Raw genomic sequence first — 15,890 nt, forward strand, 5'->3', positions numbered from 1 at the left:
AACAGCCGGCCTTGCCTCGCCGGCCGGTCCTGCCGCCGACGCTTCTAGAACTCCGTCCACCCGCCGGCGGAACCTGCCTTGAGCAGCTCCGCCGGGCGCGTGGCGTGCGCGGGTCTTGCCAGCTCGCGCGAGGCGGATGGACGCGGCGCGCGGCGGGCAACCGGCGTCGGCTTGATCGTGACCGCGGCCGGCGGTGGTTCGGCAGCGTCGCTGGTCAGCCGGAAGAAAGCCATCTGCTGCTTGAGCTCGGCGGCCTGCTCCTGCATCGCCTGTGCAGCGGCCGAGGCTTCCTCGACCAGCGCCGCGTTTTGCTGGGTGACTTCATCCATCTGCATCACCGCGCGGTTCACCTGGTCGATGCCGCTGGACTGCTCCTGACTGGCCGCCGCAATCTCGGCCACGATGTCGGTCACCTTCTTGACGCTCTCGACGATGCCCTTCAACGCCGCGCCCGATTCGTTCACCAGCGCGCTGCCAGCTTCGACCTTGGTCACGCTGTCCTTGATCAGCGCCTTGATCTCCTTCGCCGCCTCCGCGCTGCGCTGCGAGAGGTTGCGCACCTCGCCGGCCACCACCGCAAACCCGCGGCCCTGCTCGCCGGCACGCGCGGCTTCCACCGCGGCGTTCAAGGAGAGCAGGTTGGTCTGGAAGGCGATCTCGTCGATCAGGTTCACGATGTCGGCGATTTTCTTGCTCGATGCGCTGATCTCGCCCATTGCCGCCACCGCCTTGCCGGCCACTTCGCCACCACGCTCGGCCTGCTCGCGCGCCCCGCGCGCCAGCTGATCGGCCTGTCCGGCGTTGGCCGCGTTCTGCTTTACCGTTGCCGTCATTTGTTCCATCGACGCCGCGGTTTCTTCCAGGCTGGATGCCTGCTCCTGCGTGCGCTGCGAAAGATCGTCGTTGCCCTTGGCGATCTCGCCGGCGGCGCTCGACACCGCATTGGCACCGTTTTGCACGTAGCCCACCGTCTCGATCAACTTGTGCCGCAACTCGCGCACGGAGTGCAGCATGCTGCCGGGCAAGAAGTGCAGGGCGTCCGCGCCTTCAATCGCCAGCTCGCCATGCGCCATGCAGCCGAGGATATGGAGGCCGTCGCGCGGCTCGCCGCCCACCCCGCGCTTGATGCTCTGGATCGACAGGCCCACCACGCCGGTGACCAGGAGCGCCAACAGCGCGGCCCACGCCAGGTCCACCTTGAGGTTGTGGTAGAACGTGGCGTCGACGTCGTCGTAGTAGGCGCCGGCGGCAAAGTGCATATGCCACGGCCGGTACAGCTCGCTGTAGGTCACCTTGCCCACCACTTTCTTGGTGGTGGGTTTCAGCCAGTCGTAGTGGGTGATGCCGCTGCCATCCTTGGCGTCGATGTTGTGCATCGACTGGAAAATGAACTGGCCCTTCTGGTCCGTCATGTCCTTCACGCTGGTGCCGATCTTGTCGGTCATCACCGGGTGCGAGAGCAACGCGTAATCGTCGCCAAACACAAAGACGTAGCCGCTGCCCTTGTCCCAGCGCATCTGCAGCACCTGCGCCAGCGCGTGCTTCCGCGCTTCGGCCTGACTGAACTCGCCTTTTTGCGCGCGCTCGTCGTAGGACTTGGCCACCGCAACGGCCGACTCCACCTGACTGGCGAGCTGGTGTTCCAGCCCGGCCGTTTGCGCGCGGCGGTTTTGCAGGGCGCTCATCACGGTGAGCGCGACCAAGCCCAGCACGACCACGACGATCGCGAGGATCACCCGCGCATTCAGGCTGAGCCGATCAAAAAAACGATGGATACCGAAAATCATGACGCACCCCAGGTGCAGTGCCCGGCCGGCGGCGCCGGTCAGGTCAAACAGCGCGTGTTGTCCCCTTGGAGCGCACGCGGTGGAAACGCGTGCGGCGGGACTGGCCGGGTTCCGTGACCAGGTTCCCAAGCACCCCGGACGCGCATCCGACGGTGCCGACATCCGGGCACGGCGTGCGCCGCACCCGGGCTTGTCGCCCTCAGGCCGCAGCTTGCTCGCTGCGCCGCCCGAGCCTTACCACCCCACCCACATCAACGATCAGCGCGACCGAGCCGTCACCCAGAATGGTGGCGCCGGACACGCCCACGACCTTGCGATAGTGCTTTTCCAGCGACTTGATGACGGCTTGCTGCTGGCCGAGCAACTCATCCACCAGAATGCCGACACGCTGGCCCTCGTCCTCCACCACCACCACGATGCCGCGCTCGATCTCGCGCACCGCGTTGGCGCAACCAAAGGCGCGATGCAGGCGCATGATCGGCAGGTATTCGTCGCGGAAATGGAACACCTCATTGCCACTGGCAATGCGACGCACCGCCTCGGGTTTGAGCCGCAGCGACTCCACCACCGAGATCAGCGGCACGATGTAGCGCTCGTTGCCCACGGTGGTGACCAGGCCGTCGATGATGGCCAGGGTCAGCGGCAGCGCGATGGTGAAGGTGCTGCCCTGTCCGGCCACACTTTTCACGCTCACGCTGCCGCCGAGATCGCGCACGTTGCGGCGCACGACATCCATGCCCACGCCGCGCCCTGACAAATCGGTGGCCTTGGCCGAGGTGGAAAACCCCGGCTGGAAAATCAGCTCGGCGATCTCGTCGTCGTTCAAGTCGTGGCCGGGGCTGACCAACCCGCGCTCGACCGCCTTGGCGACGATCGCCGCGTGGTTCAAACCGGCGCCGTCGTCGCTGATGCGCACGATGATGTTGCCGCCTTCATGGTGCGCATCAAGCGTCAGCGTGCCGGTGTCGGCCTTGCCCGCCGCGCGCCGCTTGTCCGGCGTTTCCAGCCCGTGGTCGATGGCATTGCGCACCAGGTGCACCATCGGGTCGCCGATCTTTTCCAGCACCGTCTTGTCCAGCTCGGTCTGCTCGCCGTGCATTTCCAGCTTGACCTGCTTGCCGAGCTTGCGCTCGAGGTCGCGCACCATGCGCGGGAAACGGTTGAACACGGTGGCGATCGGCAGCATGCGGATGCGCATCACGCTTTCCTGCAGCTCGCGCGTGGTGCGCTCCAGCTGCTGCAGGCCCTCGCGCAGGCGTTCGAGCTGCGAGGGCTCGAAGTTCGCGCCGATGTCGCTGAGCATGGATTGGGTAATGACCAGCTCGCCCATCATGTTGATCAGCGCATCCACCTTGTCGATGCCGACGCGGATCGAGCCGGCATCGGCCGCGTGGCCGCTGACGCCATTGACTGCGGCGGCAGGCACCGGGTGCGGCGGCAGCAGCGCGACCGGCGCCGCGGTGGCCGGAGCGGGAGCCGCCGCTGGCGCGCCAAGTGGCTCGATCGCCAGCTCGCAGTCGCCATCCAGCCACTCGAACACGCCATCCACGGCGGCGCGCTCGACGTTGCCACTGAGCGTGAGCTCCCAGCCGAGATAGCACTGGGTGGGGTCGAGCGCGGCAAACTCATCCGGCACGGCGTCCACGGTGAAGACGCGCAGCACCTGCAGCTCGCCGAGCTGTTTCAGCTCGTGGAACACGCGTACCGGGTCGTTGCCGGTTTGCAGCAACGACGGGTGCGCCGTGAAGTGGATCTTCCAGCCGGCAGCCGCCACCGTCACCGGGGCGGAAGCGGCCACCGGGGCCGCTGCGGCCACTCCCGTGCCGGTTTCCACCAGGTGCGCCAGCTCGGCGCGCAGCGCTTCGCTGTTTTCGTCCGCGGCCGGCCGCCCCTGGCTGGTGTGATCCAGCATGGTGCGCAGGCAATCGACCGAGCGCAGCAACAAGTCGATCAAGTCGGAGGTGACCGGCCGCCGCTCGCTGCGCACTTCTTCCAGCAGCGATTCGGCCACGTGGGTAAACGCGGCCACGTCGGCAAAGCCGAAGGTGGCGGCGCCGCCCTTGATCGAGTGCGCCGCGCGAAAAATGGTGTGCACCAGCTCGTGGTCGGTCGACCCGGCATCGAGCTCCAGCAACGCCGCTTCCATGCCGTCCAGGCCTTCCATGCTTTCGGCAAAAAAGGTCTGGTGAAACTGGGTGAGATCAACCGTGCCCATGCCGCCGTCCTCAGCCCAGTACGCGATTGACCGTGGCCAGGAGCTTGTCCGGGTCGAACGGTTTGACCAGCCAGCCGGTGGCACCGGCGGCCTTGCCTTCCATCTTTTTGTTGGTGTCCGACTCGGTGGTCAGCATCAGGATCGGTACCCCCTGGTAGTCGGCCTTGGTGCGCAGCTGCTTCACCATCGTGATGCCATCCATCACCGGCATGTTGACGTCCGCCAGCACCAGGTCGAACTTGCCGGCGCCGGCGGCATCCAGCGCTTTTTGGCCGTCTTCCGCCTCAGTCACTTCGTGGCCCGCACCGCGCAAGGTGAACGCGACCATGCCGCGCATCGAAGCCGAATCGTCTACCGCGAGAATCTTTGCCATGCTGCTACCTCGGTTCAAGCCGGCTGCTGGGCCGGCAATTGCAGAATCGTCGTCAGGCCCAGTGTTGCCGCGGCCTCTTCCAATGCCTGGCTGGCGCCTTTCCAGGTCAACGCGCCACCGTGTTTTTCCAGCGCGCGCGCAAACAGCCAAAGCTGCTGCAGCGCCGCGGTATCCACGCGTTCCACCCGCGTGCCGTCGAGCGCCACCGCGCTGGCCTGCACGGCTGCCACCAGCTCGGCATGCACGGCCACCTGCGCGCCAATCCGGCAATCCGCCGGCAGGCTCACCGTCACCATGCCGCCCTGTTTTGTTGCCCGCCTGCCGCCCATGCATCCGCTCCGCTTGCGCCGTTTTCACTGCAGGAGGCTTATCGGCACCAGCCGCGTGCGCTTTAGCCCGTGGGGCCGGATGCGAGATACGGGGTGGGAGATTCGGAACAGCAGCTCGCGGCGAGTCCCCCGGCCCCGCACGCGGGAGGTCAGCCGACTCCGCCGGGATGGCGGATACCGCATACCCGCCTGATTCCCCCTTCCCGCCCGCGCGCTCTAAAGTTGCGCTCGGTGCCGCCGACAACCTGCCTGACACCCTCTCATGCGAGCCTCATCGCGCCGGACATCCCCGTGATCATTCAGCCGACCAGCCTTGCCGCCCTCACCTGGGCCGGCGCGGCCGCCGGCAGCACCGCGCAAAGCTGGCGCATCGGCAGTGAACTGACGGCGCGCCCGCTTGGCGTTGGCCCGAATGGGCTGCAGGTGCTGCAAGTGGGCGCGTTGACCGTGGAGGCCGATGTCGTGGGCATGCAATTGCCGTTGCCCGACGCTTTCAACGTGCGGGTGCAAACGCTCGGCGAGCAACCGCAACTGCAGATATTGGTGCCGCTCGGCGCCGACTCGGCACTGCAGCAAGGCCTGCGCGAACGCCTGCCGCTGCAGAACGGCTACGCGCCGCTCCTGGCAACCCTGGCGGCGCTGGCGCAACGGCCGGCACTGCGCCAGCTTTCCCCCGCGGTGCGCGTGGCGCTGGCACAGCTCGATCAAGCCTTGCGCACCGCGGCCGATGTCACCAGCGGCGAGGGCTTGCGGGAAGCCATCCTGCGCAGCGGCCTGTTTCTCGAATCGCGCCTGGCCAACCCGCACGATGCTCCGCTGCCGCCGATCCAGGAGGATTGGAAAGGCGCGCTGCTGCGCGTAGTGAACGTGCTGGGTGAACGCGCGGCGCCGCTGCCCGCCGTGGCCGCCCGCGGTGATACCCCGCCGCCGATGCTGCAGCGTGGCATGCAGGCCCAGGCACGTGCCGCGCTGCCGCTGGTGGGGGAGGATATCGGCCTGCTGCTCGACCGCCTGCAAGGCGACGCCAAGGCCGCGCTGGCGCGCACCGAAGTGGCACAACTGCAAGCCAGTACCAGCCCCATTCCGGCGTGGATGATCGAGATCCCCCTGCAAGGCGAGGATGGCAGCGACGTGCTGCAACTGCAGCTCGAATACGCCCGCAGCGACCCGGACGGTGGCCACGGCTGGAACCTCGGTTTTGCGCTCGACCTGCCGGCGCTGGGCCCGGTGCAAGGTGAGCTGCAGCTGCGCGAACTGCGCCTGGCGGTGCGCCTGTGGGCCGACCGCGCCGACACCGTGGAACGCCTCGAACGCCAATTCACCGCGCTGCGCGAACGCCTCGCCGCCTGCGGCGTGTTGCTCGACCAGCTGAGCTGCCAGCTCGGTCTGCCCGAAGCGCGCGGCGGCTACAGCGCAGTGCTGTTGCGAGCCACCGCCTGATGGCCACGCCCACCCCCACCCGTCGCGTCAGCCTGCGCCTGGAAAGCGACGGTTTGCTCAAGCCGATGCCGGCCGAATCGCTCGCCGCCCTGCGCGCCCGCGCCGCCGCGCAAGGCATCCCCCTGCATCCCGACCCGCAAATCGCCGCCCTGCTCGCCGGCCTGCGCCTGCGCGACGACGTCCCCGTACTGCTCTACGCCGCCGCCGCCTCGGTGCTGGCGGCGGTGTATGACGCGGCCGAAGATCATCACTGAGCGGCACTGGTCGCGCGAATCTTCAGCAGTGGGGTGGTCCCGTCGTGGGCGAGATGCCGGGCCGCCTCCACAAAGACTCGCGCGCGTCCAGTATGGGTGACACGCCGCCGATCTTGCGGTAGCCACCCCGCAGCAGGCAGGCTGGCGAGATGGAAAGCCTCTTCACTCAAACCCGCCGGCTCGCCGCGCCGTGGCGCGTGGCCCACGTCGGCCTCCAACAGGCAGCCACCCACATCGTGTTCGCCGTTGAGAATGCGGCGAAGCGACTGGCTTGCCCGGCCTGCGGCGCCGCCGACCAGCCCATCCATGGCCGTCTGGCGCGCCGCTGGAAGCACCTGAACTTCTTCCCGTACAAGGCAATCATCCACGCATGACTTCCTTCAGTACGCTCCCGATCAAACCCGCGCTGCTCGCCAGCGTCGAAACGCTCGGCTACGCCGCAATGACTCCGGTGCAGACACAAAGCCTGCCGCCGATGCTGGACGGCCGCGACGTGATCGCGCAGGCACAGACCGGCAGCGGCAAGACCGCCGCGTTTGGCCTCGGCCTGCTGCAGGCGATCGACGTGGACACGATCCGGCTGCAGGCGCTGGTGCTGTGCCCCACCCGCGAACTGGCCGACCAGGTCAGCAAGGCGATCCGCAAGCTGGCCGCCAACATCCCCAACGTGAAACTGCTGACCCTGTGCGGCGGCATGCCGCTGGGGCCGCAACTGGCCTCGCTGACGCACGATCCGCACATCGTGGTGGGCACACCCGGCCGCGTGCAGGAACACCTGAAACGCGGAAGCCTGCACGGCGGCGGGATCAAGGTGCTGGTGCTGGACGAGGCCGACCGCATGCTCGACATGGGCTTCACCGAAGCCATCGACGACATCATCGGGCGCATCGCCAAACATCATCAGACCCTGCTGTTCTCGGCCACCTACCCGGACGAAATCCGCGCGGTCAGCCAGCGCGTGCAGAACGATCCGGTGGTAGTGACGGTAGAAGCTCCGGCCGACAAGAAGCCGGCGATCGAGCAACGTTTCCACGAAGTCGACCCGGCGCAGAAACTCGACGCGCTGAGCCAAGTGTTGAGCGGCCACGCCGAACAGGCACTGGTGTTCTGCAACATGCGCCGCGAGGTGGATGCGGTGGCACAGGAGCTCGACCGCCGCGGCTTCTCCGCCCTGGCCCTGCACGGCGACATGGAACAGCGCGACCGCGACGAAGTGCTGGTGCGTTTTGCCAACCACAGCTGCGCGGTGCTGGTGGCCACCGACGTCGCCGCACGCGGGCTGGACATCGTGGCGCTGCCGCTGGTCGTCAGCTACGACATCGCGCACGACCCGGAAACCCACACCCATCGCATCGGTCGCACCGGCCGCGCCGGTCAGGCCGGGCTGGCGATCACCCTGTGCACCCCGCGCGAGCGGCCCAAGGCGGCAAACATCGAGGCATTGAACGGCACGCCGCTACCATGGCGCCCGCTGAAACTCGCGCCGCCGCGCGGCAAGACCCTGCACCTGGCGCCGATGAAAACCCTGGTGATCGACGCCGGCCGGCAAGACAAACTCCGCCCCGGCGACATCCTCGGCGCCCTCACCGGCGACGCCGGGCTGGCCGCAAAAGACATCGGCAAGATCGACATCTTCGCCACCCGCGCCTACGTGGCGATCACCCGTGCGTTGGCCAACAAGGCACTGGAAGGCTTGCGTGCCGGCAAAATCAAGGGCCGTCATTTCCGCGTGCGACCGCTGGGGTAAGCGATCCGTCGCCACCAAGGCGCAACCATCGGCCGCCACATCGCGCCATCGCACGCACGCCGGCGCGCCGGTACACGCATCGCCCCACCCGATTCCAGCTACCCGATCCCGCATGGACTGTGCATTGTCCCTGGCACCTTTTTCGTGGCACCTTTTTCGGCACCTTTTTCGGAGGCAGCAAAGTGCGACCGGCAATTATTTGCCGTTCTTGCGGTTTTTATCGGAGTTCAGAAGCTGCGTGATGCGACCAGGGGTTACACCAAGGGTCTCAGCAACGCGAGCTTGCGCGCCACGCGGATTGCTACTGCTCTCAATTTTTACGAGCTCTGCCGTATACCTAGACTTACCGCTGCCGGTCATACCGTGATACGCAGCTCTCGCTTGCTGTTGAAGTTTTTGTTCAAGACCCGCCTGTTGGTCGCGGAGCTCTTGGATTGCCGCCGTGGTCATCTTGAAGCCTTCAACCACGGTTTTCATGACCTGCCCGAGTGGATCGAACGAAGTCGTCGACACCTGCCTTGCCATACCTGCGCCTCTTGCGTTTGAGTGAAGGCAAGATCGTACATCGATGCAGGTTGCATGTAAACATTTGTGTTTAGCTTTCCTAAACGTTGCGAACCTTCCGGCTTGCAACATAACGCCCGAGGTAAGCGGCGGCGGAACGCCGTCCGCTTGACCGAGTTGTTAGGCGCAAGCGCCTCATTGCGCGTTGCGCTCACAAGTGCTGCGAACGCCCGCACTGATTTGATCGGGAGTGCGCGTGCCCATGCTCGTTGCGACAACACCCCCGATTGAGGCAACAACCTTGTCGCCGAGCTCCGGGTACTTGCGATCTGCAATGGCTTGGTCTGTGACCCGCACGACGTCGCCCGGACTTGCGCTCATTGCGGCGATGTAGTGCGCGGCCTCGGCAGATTGCGAACAGAGCTGCTCGGTTGTGATGGAGCCACCGGACGATTGGTAACTCATATTGCCGATGACGAGGAAGGCGACAAAGAGCCCCACCAAGACGAGTACAACAACCCCAAACTTGCCGGCACCGCTCATTCGCTTGGGGTTTTGGCACCGCAATGTACGCAAGCTTTCGCCTCGCTGGAGTACTCCTTCTTGCACTCCGGACAAGTAATCAACATTTCATTACCCCCTGTTTCTTGCGCCTAACGCTGGAGTTAAGCGGCGCCGGAGGCGTCCGCCTTGAACGAATAGTTAGCTTTTTACTTGAACTCAAGATCTTCCGCGGAAAACTTGACTGAATGCTTTTTCCACGGACTACCTTTGAGCTTGACCCGGATCGAAATAACAACCTCTGGTGGGCAGAGGAGTGTTTTGCCTTTTAATTCAAGCTGGCCATCAAGCAAAGCATCGCACGCCTCTATAAAGCCGCGCCTTATGCCGCGTTTGTACCATTGAAGAGCCCGCGTCTTTGCCTTTGCGTCAATGAGACTTGCGCCACGGTCGAAATCATCGCTGGGATACCGCGAATGATGAGGCGGCTCATGAAGTTCTTTGGCGACTCTGTTGACTACTTTTCGGTAAGTAGCGCTTGATGCGCTGACCGGGCTGTTGGATGCCATGCAAAATCCCCCTTACAAGCTAACGCTTGAATTAAGCGGCGGCGAAGCCGTCCGCTTGGATGAGTTGTTAGCCTCGCTTTGCTGCTGGCAAGACGATTGGGACTGAAAACTTGATGCGTGAATGGACGGATGCCTCGCCATGTGAGGCACCTTGCGAACCAAGACCAACCGCCCCTAAATACACGCCGATGCCGCCTTTTGTGTCTTTAGAGTTGGCTTCAGTCAGGGCAATGTCGAATTCAACAGTGGCAACAGGATGACCACCTTCATCGGTAAGAATCTTATTCTCCTTGGTCCAACCGTAAAGCTTCATGGAACCGATGCTTGCACCGTGCCCGTTTGCAGAGCTGCTCGCCTCCGCGACGCCAACGACGATGTCAGTGAGGGCGGTACGTATGAAATCCTGAAGATTCACGACAGCTCCAAATAAAGGCTAACTACATTTCTGCCTCCGATCAGAGGCAGTAACGCGATCGTGGAACTGGGCGATGGTCTTGTCAATCAACCAAACCCCACGCTGGATCAATCACTTGTGCGATGCGATCCACACGGTGCTTGCGTAGCATTGCCTCTGTTATCCGGCCTATCGAGTGCCATGGGTTATCACGGACGGAACGCGGCGGTAACGCGCAATGCTGGCGCAGCGGCGGTGGTAATACCGCGCACGCTGCGCATTACGCGCCCGTGGCGTGCATCTTGAGCAGCAAATTCGCCTCATCCCGCGACAAGCCGCAACGGGTGACGAGTTGTTCGGCGTCGGCGCCTTCACGGGCGAGTTGCTGGGCGAGTTCCCAGGAGCGGCCGGGCGGCGGGGTTTGCTGGGCGGTGTTCAACTGGCGTTCGAGCCGGTCGAGGGTGGCCGCCAGTGCCGCGGCGGGCACGTTGGCGCCGGCGGCGTTTTGCGTCAGCGCATCGAGGCGCGCCTGCAGCTGGCCGGTACGGCGCCACAGCCGCAACAGCACGACGGTTTGCAGCACGGCGAGCAACAGCAGCACGCCGAACGCGATCAGCCATGCGAGATCACGCGGCATCGGCGTCCTCCGCATCCATGCGGCACAGGCGGCGCGCATCGAGCAGCGCGATGAACCCGCCTTGCCAGGCCAGCACGCCGCTGACCGGGTCGTCGGCACGCGGGGCGCGGCCGGTGGGCGGCGGGGCGATGTCGATGCCGGTGCTGTCCACCAGCTCGCCGATGGCGTCCACCTTGAGGCCGAAGGTCTGGCCGCCCTGCACCAGCAGCACGATGCGCACGCTGACCGGATCGGGCGCGGGGTCGGCCTGCGCCAGCCCCAGCCGCAGGCGGCCGTCCATCACCGGCACGATGCGCCCGCGCAACTGGCGCACGCCGAGCATGTCGGGGCTGGCGCCGGGCACCGGCGTCAGGCTGCCGTCGCGGATCACCTCGCTCACCTCGGCCAACTGCGCGGCATAGAGCTGGGCGCCGATACGAAACGTCAACCACTGCCCGGCATGGGCAACGGGTTTGCTGACCACGGCATTCATGCGGCGAACCTCCCGGCAAAGCGCACAGTCATCGTAACGGAACCCGCACGGATGGCATCGGCACCGGCAACGCGACCGGCGCCGACACCGGTGGCGGCATGCCGTTCACCGCCCCGGTGCCATCGACCTTCACCGTGGGCAGTACCGCGTCGCGCGCGGTGACGCCGGGCTGGCGATCGAGATCATCGCTACCGCTGGGTTCGCGCGGTGCGGCGGCGCCGTTGCCCATCACCACGATCAGCACGCGGCGGTTCCGGCTGCGGCCTTCCGCAGTGGCGTTGTCGGCGACCGGGCGCATTTCGCCCCAGCCGACGATGCTCAAGCGATCCTGGGTGATGCCATCGCCGGCAAACAGGCGGGCGACGGAACCGGCGCGCGCGGCGGACAGCTCCCAGTTGGACGGATAGGTGGCGTTGGCGATCGGCACGTCGTCGGTGAAGCCCTCGACCCGCAGCGGATTGCCGAACCCGACCAGCACGCCGGCCAGCGTACGCAGCACGCCCTGGGCCGAGGGCGACAGCTGCGCAATGCCGCTGGGAAACAGCACGTCGTTGCGGATTTCGATTTCCAGCCAGTTCTCTTTGTCGCGGCGCAAGGCAACGAGTTTCTTGTCGATCAGTGGTTTGAGCGCAGCGCGTACCCGCTGCTCGATTTTTTCCATCTTCGGTGGCACCGATGCCGGCGCGCGCACCGGCATCGGCAACGGCACGGCAGCGCGCCGGAGCGACGACCGCACCGGCGCCGGTACGCCCACCGGCGGCGTACCGGCCTTGTCCGGCGCAGCCGGGCCAATCGGGTGGCCGGCGCCGTGAAACGCCTGCACCAGCGAGTGGGAAGCCACGCGAAACTTGCCCTCGTTCACCACCGATACCGCGTACATCACCACGAACAGCGCCAGCAGCAAGGTGAGCAGATCGCCGTATGGGATCGCCCACGCCTCGTGGTTCACGTGCTCCTCGTGGTGGCGCCGCTTCACGACAGGTAGCCCTGCAGGCGCGCTTCGATCTGGCGCGGATTGTCGCCTTGCGCGATCGCCACCAGGCCTTCGATCAGGATTTCGCGCATGCGGGTTTGCCGGCCCACCAGGGTCTTGAGCCGCGCCGCCATCGGCAGCATGAACAGATTGGCCAGCGCCACGCCGTAGATGGTGGCGACGAACGCGGCGGCGATCCCGTGGCCGAGCTGACTGGGGTCGGTGAGGTTTTGCATCACCGCCATCAGGCCCATCACCGCACCGATGATGCCGAGCGTGGGCGAGTAGATGCCGGCGGTCTCGAATACCTTGGCGCCGGCCATGTCCACCGCTTCGCGGGTTTCGAGATCCACCTCGAGCGCGCCGCGGATCGCGTCCGGCTCGCCGCCATCCACCAAGAGCTGCAGGCCCTTGCTGACAAACGGATCTTCCTCGTGCTCGATCTGTGGCTCGAGCCCGAGCAAGCCCTGGCGGCGCGAGATTTCGCTCCAGTCGACGATGCGGCTGACGAGGTCGTCCGGGTGGTGGCGCGGCGGCTGGTAGATGAGCCTGAGCATCCGCCACGCGTGTTTCAGCACCTTGCCGTGGTTTTGCACCAACAGCGCGGCAAAGGTGCCGAGAAACACGATGACGAACGCCGCCGGGTTCCACAGTGCATCGAGCGTGGAACCCTTGAGGATGGTGCCGAAAATCAGTACCAGAAACGCCAGGATGGTGCCGGCGATGCTGATGATGTCCATGGCCTACCCCACTTTCGCCAACGGCGGAGCGAGGAACACCGGGTTGTCGGCGACGCTGGCGAGATCCATCACCAGCGCGAGCCGGCCATCCCCGGTGATGGTGGCGCCGGCCACGCCGGGCACGCCGTGGAACAAGTGCCCGAGCGGCTTGACGATCACGTCCTCGCGGCCGAGCACCTCGTGCACTTGGCAGCCCAGCCGCTGGTGGCCGATGCGCAGCACCGCGACATGGCGCGCGGTTTCCGCCGCCACGCCGCACCAGTCGACGAGATCGACCAGCGGCAGCGCGCGGTCGCGATGGCGGGCAACGAGGCGACCATCGAGCAGCGTGGCCTGCCCCGCTTCGAGCTCGAACACCTCTTCGACATTGCCCAGCGGCAAGGCCAGCAGGCGATCGCCCACGCGCACCATCAATACGCGCAACACCGCCAGCGTGAGCGGCACCGCCAGCTCCAGCTCACTGCCGCAGCCCAGGCGCGAGTGCACACCGAGCGTGCCGCCCAGCTCGGTGATGCGGGTCTTGACCACGTCCATGCCGACCCCGCGGCCGGAGATGTCGGAGACCTTGGCCGCGGTGGAAAACCCCGGGCGGAAGATCAGCTCGTAGCACTCCGCCTCGGTGAGCCGCGCCGCCTGTGCGGCGTCGATGATGCCCTTCTCCACCGCCTTGCGGCGCAGGATTTCGGGATCCATCCCGCGCCCGTCGTCGGTGACCATGATGATGATGCGCTCACCGCGCTGGCTGGCGGAAAGCGTGACCCTGCCCTGGCGCGGCTTGCCGGCCCGCTCGCGCTCGTCGGGCAGGCCGATGCCGTGATCCAGCGCATTGCGGATGAGGTGCACCATCGGGTCGGCCAGCGCCTCGACCAGGCTGCGGTCGAGATCGGTGTCCTCGCCTTCCAGCACCAGCTCCACCTCTTTGCCGAGCTGGCGGGAAAGGTCGCGCACGATGCGTGGAAAGCGCTGGAACAAGCGCCCCACCGGCTGCATGCGCATGCCCATCACCGAGGTTTGCAGCTCGTCGGTGATGCGGTCCAGCTCGGTGGCAGCCGCGGCCAGCGCGTCGTCGCGGGTGCGCGCGGCCAGGCTCAGCAGGCGGTTGCGCGCCAGCACCAGCTCGCCGGCGTGGTTCACCAGCACGTCGAGCCTGGCGGTATCCACGCGTACCGTGGTTTCCGCGGCGGCGGCATGGTGCACGGGCGTTTTCGCCGCAGGCTGGGTGGCGGGCGCGGCGGCCGCAGCCGGGGCCGGCGCGGCAGCGGCTGGCACCGCATCGGGCTGGTCGTGGCCGGGGCTGCCGCCCTTGCCGTGCAGCTGGTCCAAGAGCGCCTCGAACTCGTCCTCGCCGATGGCGTCGCCGGTGCCCGGCGGGGCGATCGGCGCGGGGGCGACGGCGCCGGGCGCGTTGGTGCCGTACATCTTGTCCAGCAGCGCTTCGAACTCGTCATCGTTGATGGTGCCGGGCGCGGGCGCAGGGGCGGGCGCCGGTGCGGCAGCCGGAGCCGGAGTCGGCGCACTGCCGCGCGGCAGCAAGGCCTTGAGCAGGGTTTCCGGAGCCGGCGCCAGCGGCTCGTCGTTGGCCACCGCGCCCATCATGCCGGTGACGAGGTCGGTGGTCTCGAGCAGCGCGTCCATGTAGTCGGCGTCGATCGTGACCTTGCCGTTGCGCGCCAGGTTCAGGAGATCCTCGGCGTGATGGCACAGCTGCACCAAGGGTTCGAGCTGAAGAAACCCGGCGCCGCCCTTGACGGTGTGGAACGCGCGGAACACGGCGTTGAGCAGCTCCGCGTCTTCCGGCGTTCTTTCGAGATCGACGAGCTGCTCGGACAAACGCTCGACCAGCTCGCCGGCCTCGACGAGAAAATCCTGTTTCAGCTCGTTGTCCAATCCCTCAGCCACGGCAGGCGTCCGTCAAAACCCGAACTCGCTCAGGAGGCGGTCGGCGTCCTCCTGGCTGGTGACTTTCTCGACCTCGGCCTTGGCGGTTTCGTCGCCGGCCAGCGCGCCGGTCAGGCGCACCAGCTCCAGCAGCGAAGTCTCGACCGAGCCGATGAAAGTGGCCACTTTCTTGATCCGCTGGCCGGACAGGTCCTGCCAGGACTGCGCCACCACCATGTTGGCGAAACTGGTGCGGCAGTTTTCAGCGAACGTGGCTGCCTCGCCGGCCAGCGCGTCGCCCGGCGCCGCCTTGAGCGCGTCGGCGGCGCGCTCGGCGAGCAGCGCGGCCTGCGGGCGCAGGCGCTCGGCCAGGTCCAGGCTGCGGTTGGCGGCGCTGGCGCTCATCTCGAGCACTTCCTGCAGGTGCTGGCGCGCGTCGGCGACAATGCCCGGCACGCCTTCCTCGGCGAGGTCGCCGCCCAGCCGGCGCACCGCGTCGTGCAGGTCGCGCGCCAGCTTGCCCAGCGCGCGGAACAGGCTGAGCTCGCGCTGGCGCACCATCTCGTCCAGCGCTTTTTCGAACGCCGCGCCATCCGGGCTGTTGAGCAGCTCGCGCAGCTGCGGCGGCAGCGCTGCATCCATCGCCATCGGTTGCTTGGCATTCATGCTTTGGCTCCACCCGCGGCGGCAAGACGCTCAAACACCTTGGTGAGCTTCTCTTCCAGCGTGGCCGCGGTGAACGGTTTGACGATGTAGCCATTCACCCCGGCCTGCGCGGCGGCGATGATCTGGTCACGGTTGTTTTCGGCGGTGACCATCAGCACCGGCAGCGCCTTCAGCGCCGGCTCGGCGCGGATCGCCTTGAGCAGGTCGATGCCGGTCATGTTCGGCATGTTCCAGTCGGTGACCACGAAGTCGAACGGCTGCGCCCTGAGCATGGCCATCGCGTTGACGCCGTCGTCGGCCTCCTGGATCAGCGCGGCGGTGAAGCCGAGCTCGACCAGCAGGTTCTTGACGATGCGCCGCATGGTGGAAAAGTCATCCACCACGAGGATTTTGAGGTTCTTGTCCAAACGT

At 66.4% G+C, this 15,890-nt stretch carries 19 protein-coding genes; 4 read left to right on the forward strand and 15 right to left on the reverse strand.

What is annotated here, in order from left to right:
- Positions 1-44: 44 nt before the first annotated feature.
- The 4 genes from AC3WP6_RS15390 to AC3WP6_RS15405 form a co-directional block, all read right to left on the reverse strand.
- Complete coding sequence (locus AC3WP6_RS15390) at positions 45-1,787, reverse strand: methyl-accepting chemotaxis protein (RefSeq protein ID WP_492628491.1); 1,743 nt, start codon at positions 1,785-1,787, stop codon at positions 45-47.
- Between the two features lie 199 nt (positions 1,788-1,986).
- Positions 1,987-4,002: a chemotaxis protein CheA gene (locus AC3WP6_RS15395; RefSeq protein WP_492628492.1), complete on the reverse strand. Its 2,016-nt coding sequence runs from the start codon at positions 4,000-4,002 to the stop codon at positions 1,987-1,989.
- 10 nt (positions 4,003-4,012) lie between these two features.
- Positions 4,013-4,375 carry a response regulator gene (locus tag AC3WP6_RS15400; RefSeq protein WP_492628493.1) on the reverse strand — a complete coding sequence of 121 codons (363 nt, stop codon included), beginning with the start codon at positions 4,373-4,375 and terminating at the stop codon, positions 4,013-4,015.
- A 14-nt stretch (positions 4,376-4,389) separates the two neighbouring features.
- Positions 4,390-4,704: an STAS domain-containing protein gene (locus AC3WP6_RS15405; protein WP_492628494.1), complete on the reverse strand. Its 315-nt coding sequence runs from the start codon at positions 4,702-4,704 to the stop codon at positions 4,390-4,392.
- A 291-nt stretch (positions 4,705-4,995) separates the two neighbouring features.
- On the opposite strand from AC3WP6_RS15405, the gene fliK reads away from it, so the two are divergent.
- From fliK to dbpA, 4 genes are all read left to right on the forward strand, one after another.
- On the forward strand, positions 4,996-6,144 hold the full coding sequence (fliK, locus tag AC3WP6_RS15410; RefSeq protein WP_492628495.1) for a flagellar hook-length control protein FliK: 1,149 nt from the start codon (positions 4,996-4,998) through the stop codon (positions 6,142-6,144).
- The gene (locus AC3WP6_RS15415) at positions 6,144-6,398 is read left to right on the forward strand and encodes a flagellar biosynthesis protein (RefSeq protein ID WP_492628496.1); all 255 of its coding nucleotides are present in this window, start codon (positions 6,144-6,146) and stop codon (positions 6,396-6,398) included. Before fliK ends, AC3WP6_RS15415 begins: the two co-directional genes overlap by 1 nt.
- Before the next feature lie 149 nt (positions 6,399-6,547).
- Positions 6,548-6,772, forward strand: a complete 225-nt coding sequence (locus AC3WP6_RS15420; protein WP_492628497.1) for a transposase family protein — start codon at positions 6,548-6,550, stop codon at positions 6,770-6,772.
- A complete protein-coding gene (gene dbpA, locus AC3WP6_RS15425; RefSeq protein WP_492628498.1) occupies positions 6,769-8,145 on the forward strand; it encodes an ATP-dependent RNA helicase DbpA in 1,377 nt (458 codons plus the stop codon). The genes AC3WP6_RS15420 and dbpA overlap by 4 nt, the downstream gene beginning before the upstream one ends.
- 195 nt (positions 8,146-8,340) lie before the next feature.
- Here dbpA and AC3WP6_RS15430 read toward each other — a convergent pair whose 3' ends face one another.
- The 11 genes from AC3WP6_RS15430 to cheY form a co-directional block, all read right to left on the reverse strand.
- Positions 8,341-8,622, reverse strand: coding sequence for a hypothetical protein (locus AC3WP6_RS15430; protein WP_492628499.1), 282 nt, complete (start codon positions 8,620-8,622; stop codon positions 8,341-8,343).
- Between the two features lie 222 nt (positions 8,623-8,844).
- Complete coding sequence (locus tag AC3WP6_RS15435; RefSeq protein WP_492628500.1) at positions 8,845-9,192, reverse strand: hypothetical protein; 348 nt, start codon at positions 9,190-9,192, stop codon at positions 8,845-8,847.
- 167 nt (positions 9,193-9,359) lie between these two features.
- Positions 9,360-9,719, reverse strand: a complete 360-nt coding sequence (locus AC3WP6_RS15440) for a hypothetical protein (protein ID WP_492628501.1) — start codon at positions 9,717-9,719, stop codon at positions 9,360-9,362.
- 67 nt (positions 9,720-9,786) lie between these two features.
- A complete protein-coding gene (locus AC3WP6_RS15445; protein ID WP_492628502.1) occupies positions 9,787-10,134 on the reverse strand; it encodes a hypothetical protein in 348 nt (115 codons plus the stop codon).
- A 259-nt stretch (positions 10,135-10,393) separates the two neighbouring features.
- Complete coding sequence (locus tag AC3WP6_RS15450; RefSeq protein WP_492628503.1) at positions 10,394-10,750, reverse strand: DUF2802 domain-containing protein; 357 nt, start codon at positions 10,748-10,750, stop codon at positions 10,394-10,396.
- On the reverse strand, positions 10,740-11,222 hold the full coding sequence (locus tag AC3WP6_RS15455) for a chemotaxis protein CheW (RefSeq protein WP_492628504.1): 483 nt from the start codon (positions 11,220-11,222) through the stop codon (positions 10,740-10,742). Before AC3WP6_RS15455 ends, AC3WP6_RS15450 begins: the two co-directional genes overlap by 11 nt.
- Positions 11,223-11,250: 28 nt before the next feature.
- Positions 11,251-12,198: a flagellar motor protein MotD gene (gene motD, locus AC3WP6_RS15460; protein WP_492628505.1), complete on the reverse strand. Its 948-nt coding sequence runs from the start codon at positions 12,196-12,198 to the stop codon at positions 11,251-11,253.
- Positions 12,195-12,935 (reverse strand): flagellar motor protein, encoded by a 741-nt coding sequence (locus AC3WP6_RS15465; protein ID WP_492628506.1) that lies wholly within the window; start codon positions 12,933-12,935, stop codon positions 12,195-12,197. Before AC3WP6_RS15465 ends, motD begins: the two co-directional genes overlap by 4 nt.
- A gap of 3 nt (positions 12,936-12,938) precedes the next feature.
- On the reverse strand, positions 12,939-14,834 hold the full coding sequence (locus AC3WP6_RS15470; protein ID WP_492628507.1) for a chemotaxis protein CheA: 1,896 nt from the start codon (positions 14,832-14,834) through the stop codon (positions 12,939-12,941).
- 12 nt (positions 14,835-14,846) lie between these two features.
- Positions 14,847-15,479, reverse strand: a complete 633-nt coding sequence (locus AC3WP6_RS15475; RefSeq protein WP_492628508.1) for a protein phosphatase CheZ — start codon at positions 15,477-15,479, stop codon at positions 14,847-14,849.
- On the reverse strand, positions 15,476-15,886 hold the full coding sequence (cheY, locus tag AC3WP6_RS15480; protein ID WP_492628509.1) for a chemotaxis response regulator CheY: 411 nt from the start codon (positions 15,884-15,886) through the stop codon (positions 15,476-15,478). The genes AC3WP6_RS15475 and cheY overlap by 4 nt, the downstream gene beginning before the upstream one ends.
- Positions 15,887-15,890 lie beyond the last annotated feature (4 nt).

This window comes from Rhodanobacter sp. FW106-HT46G03 (assembly GCF_058789895.1).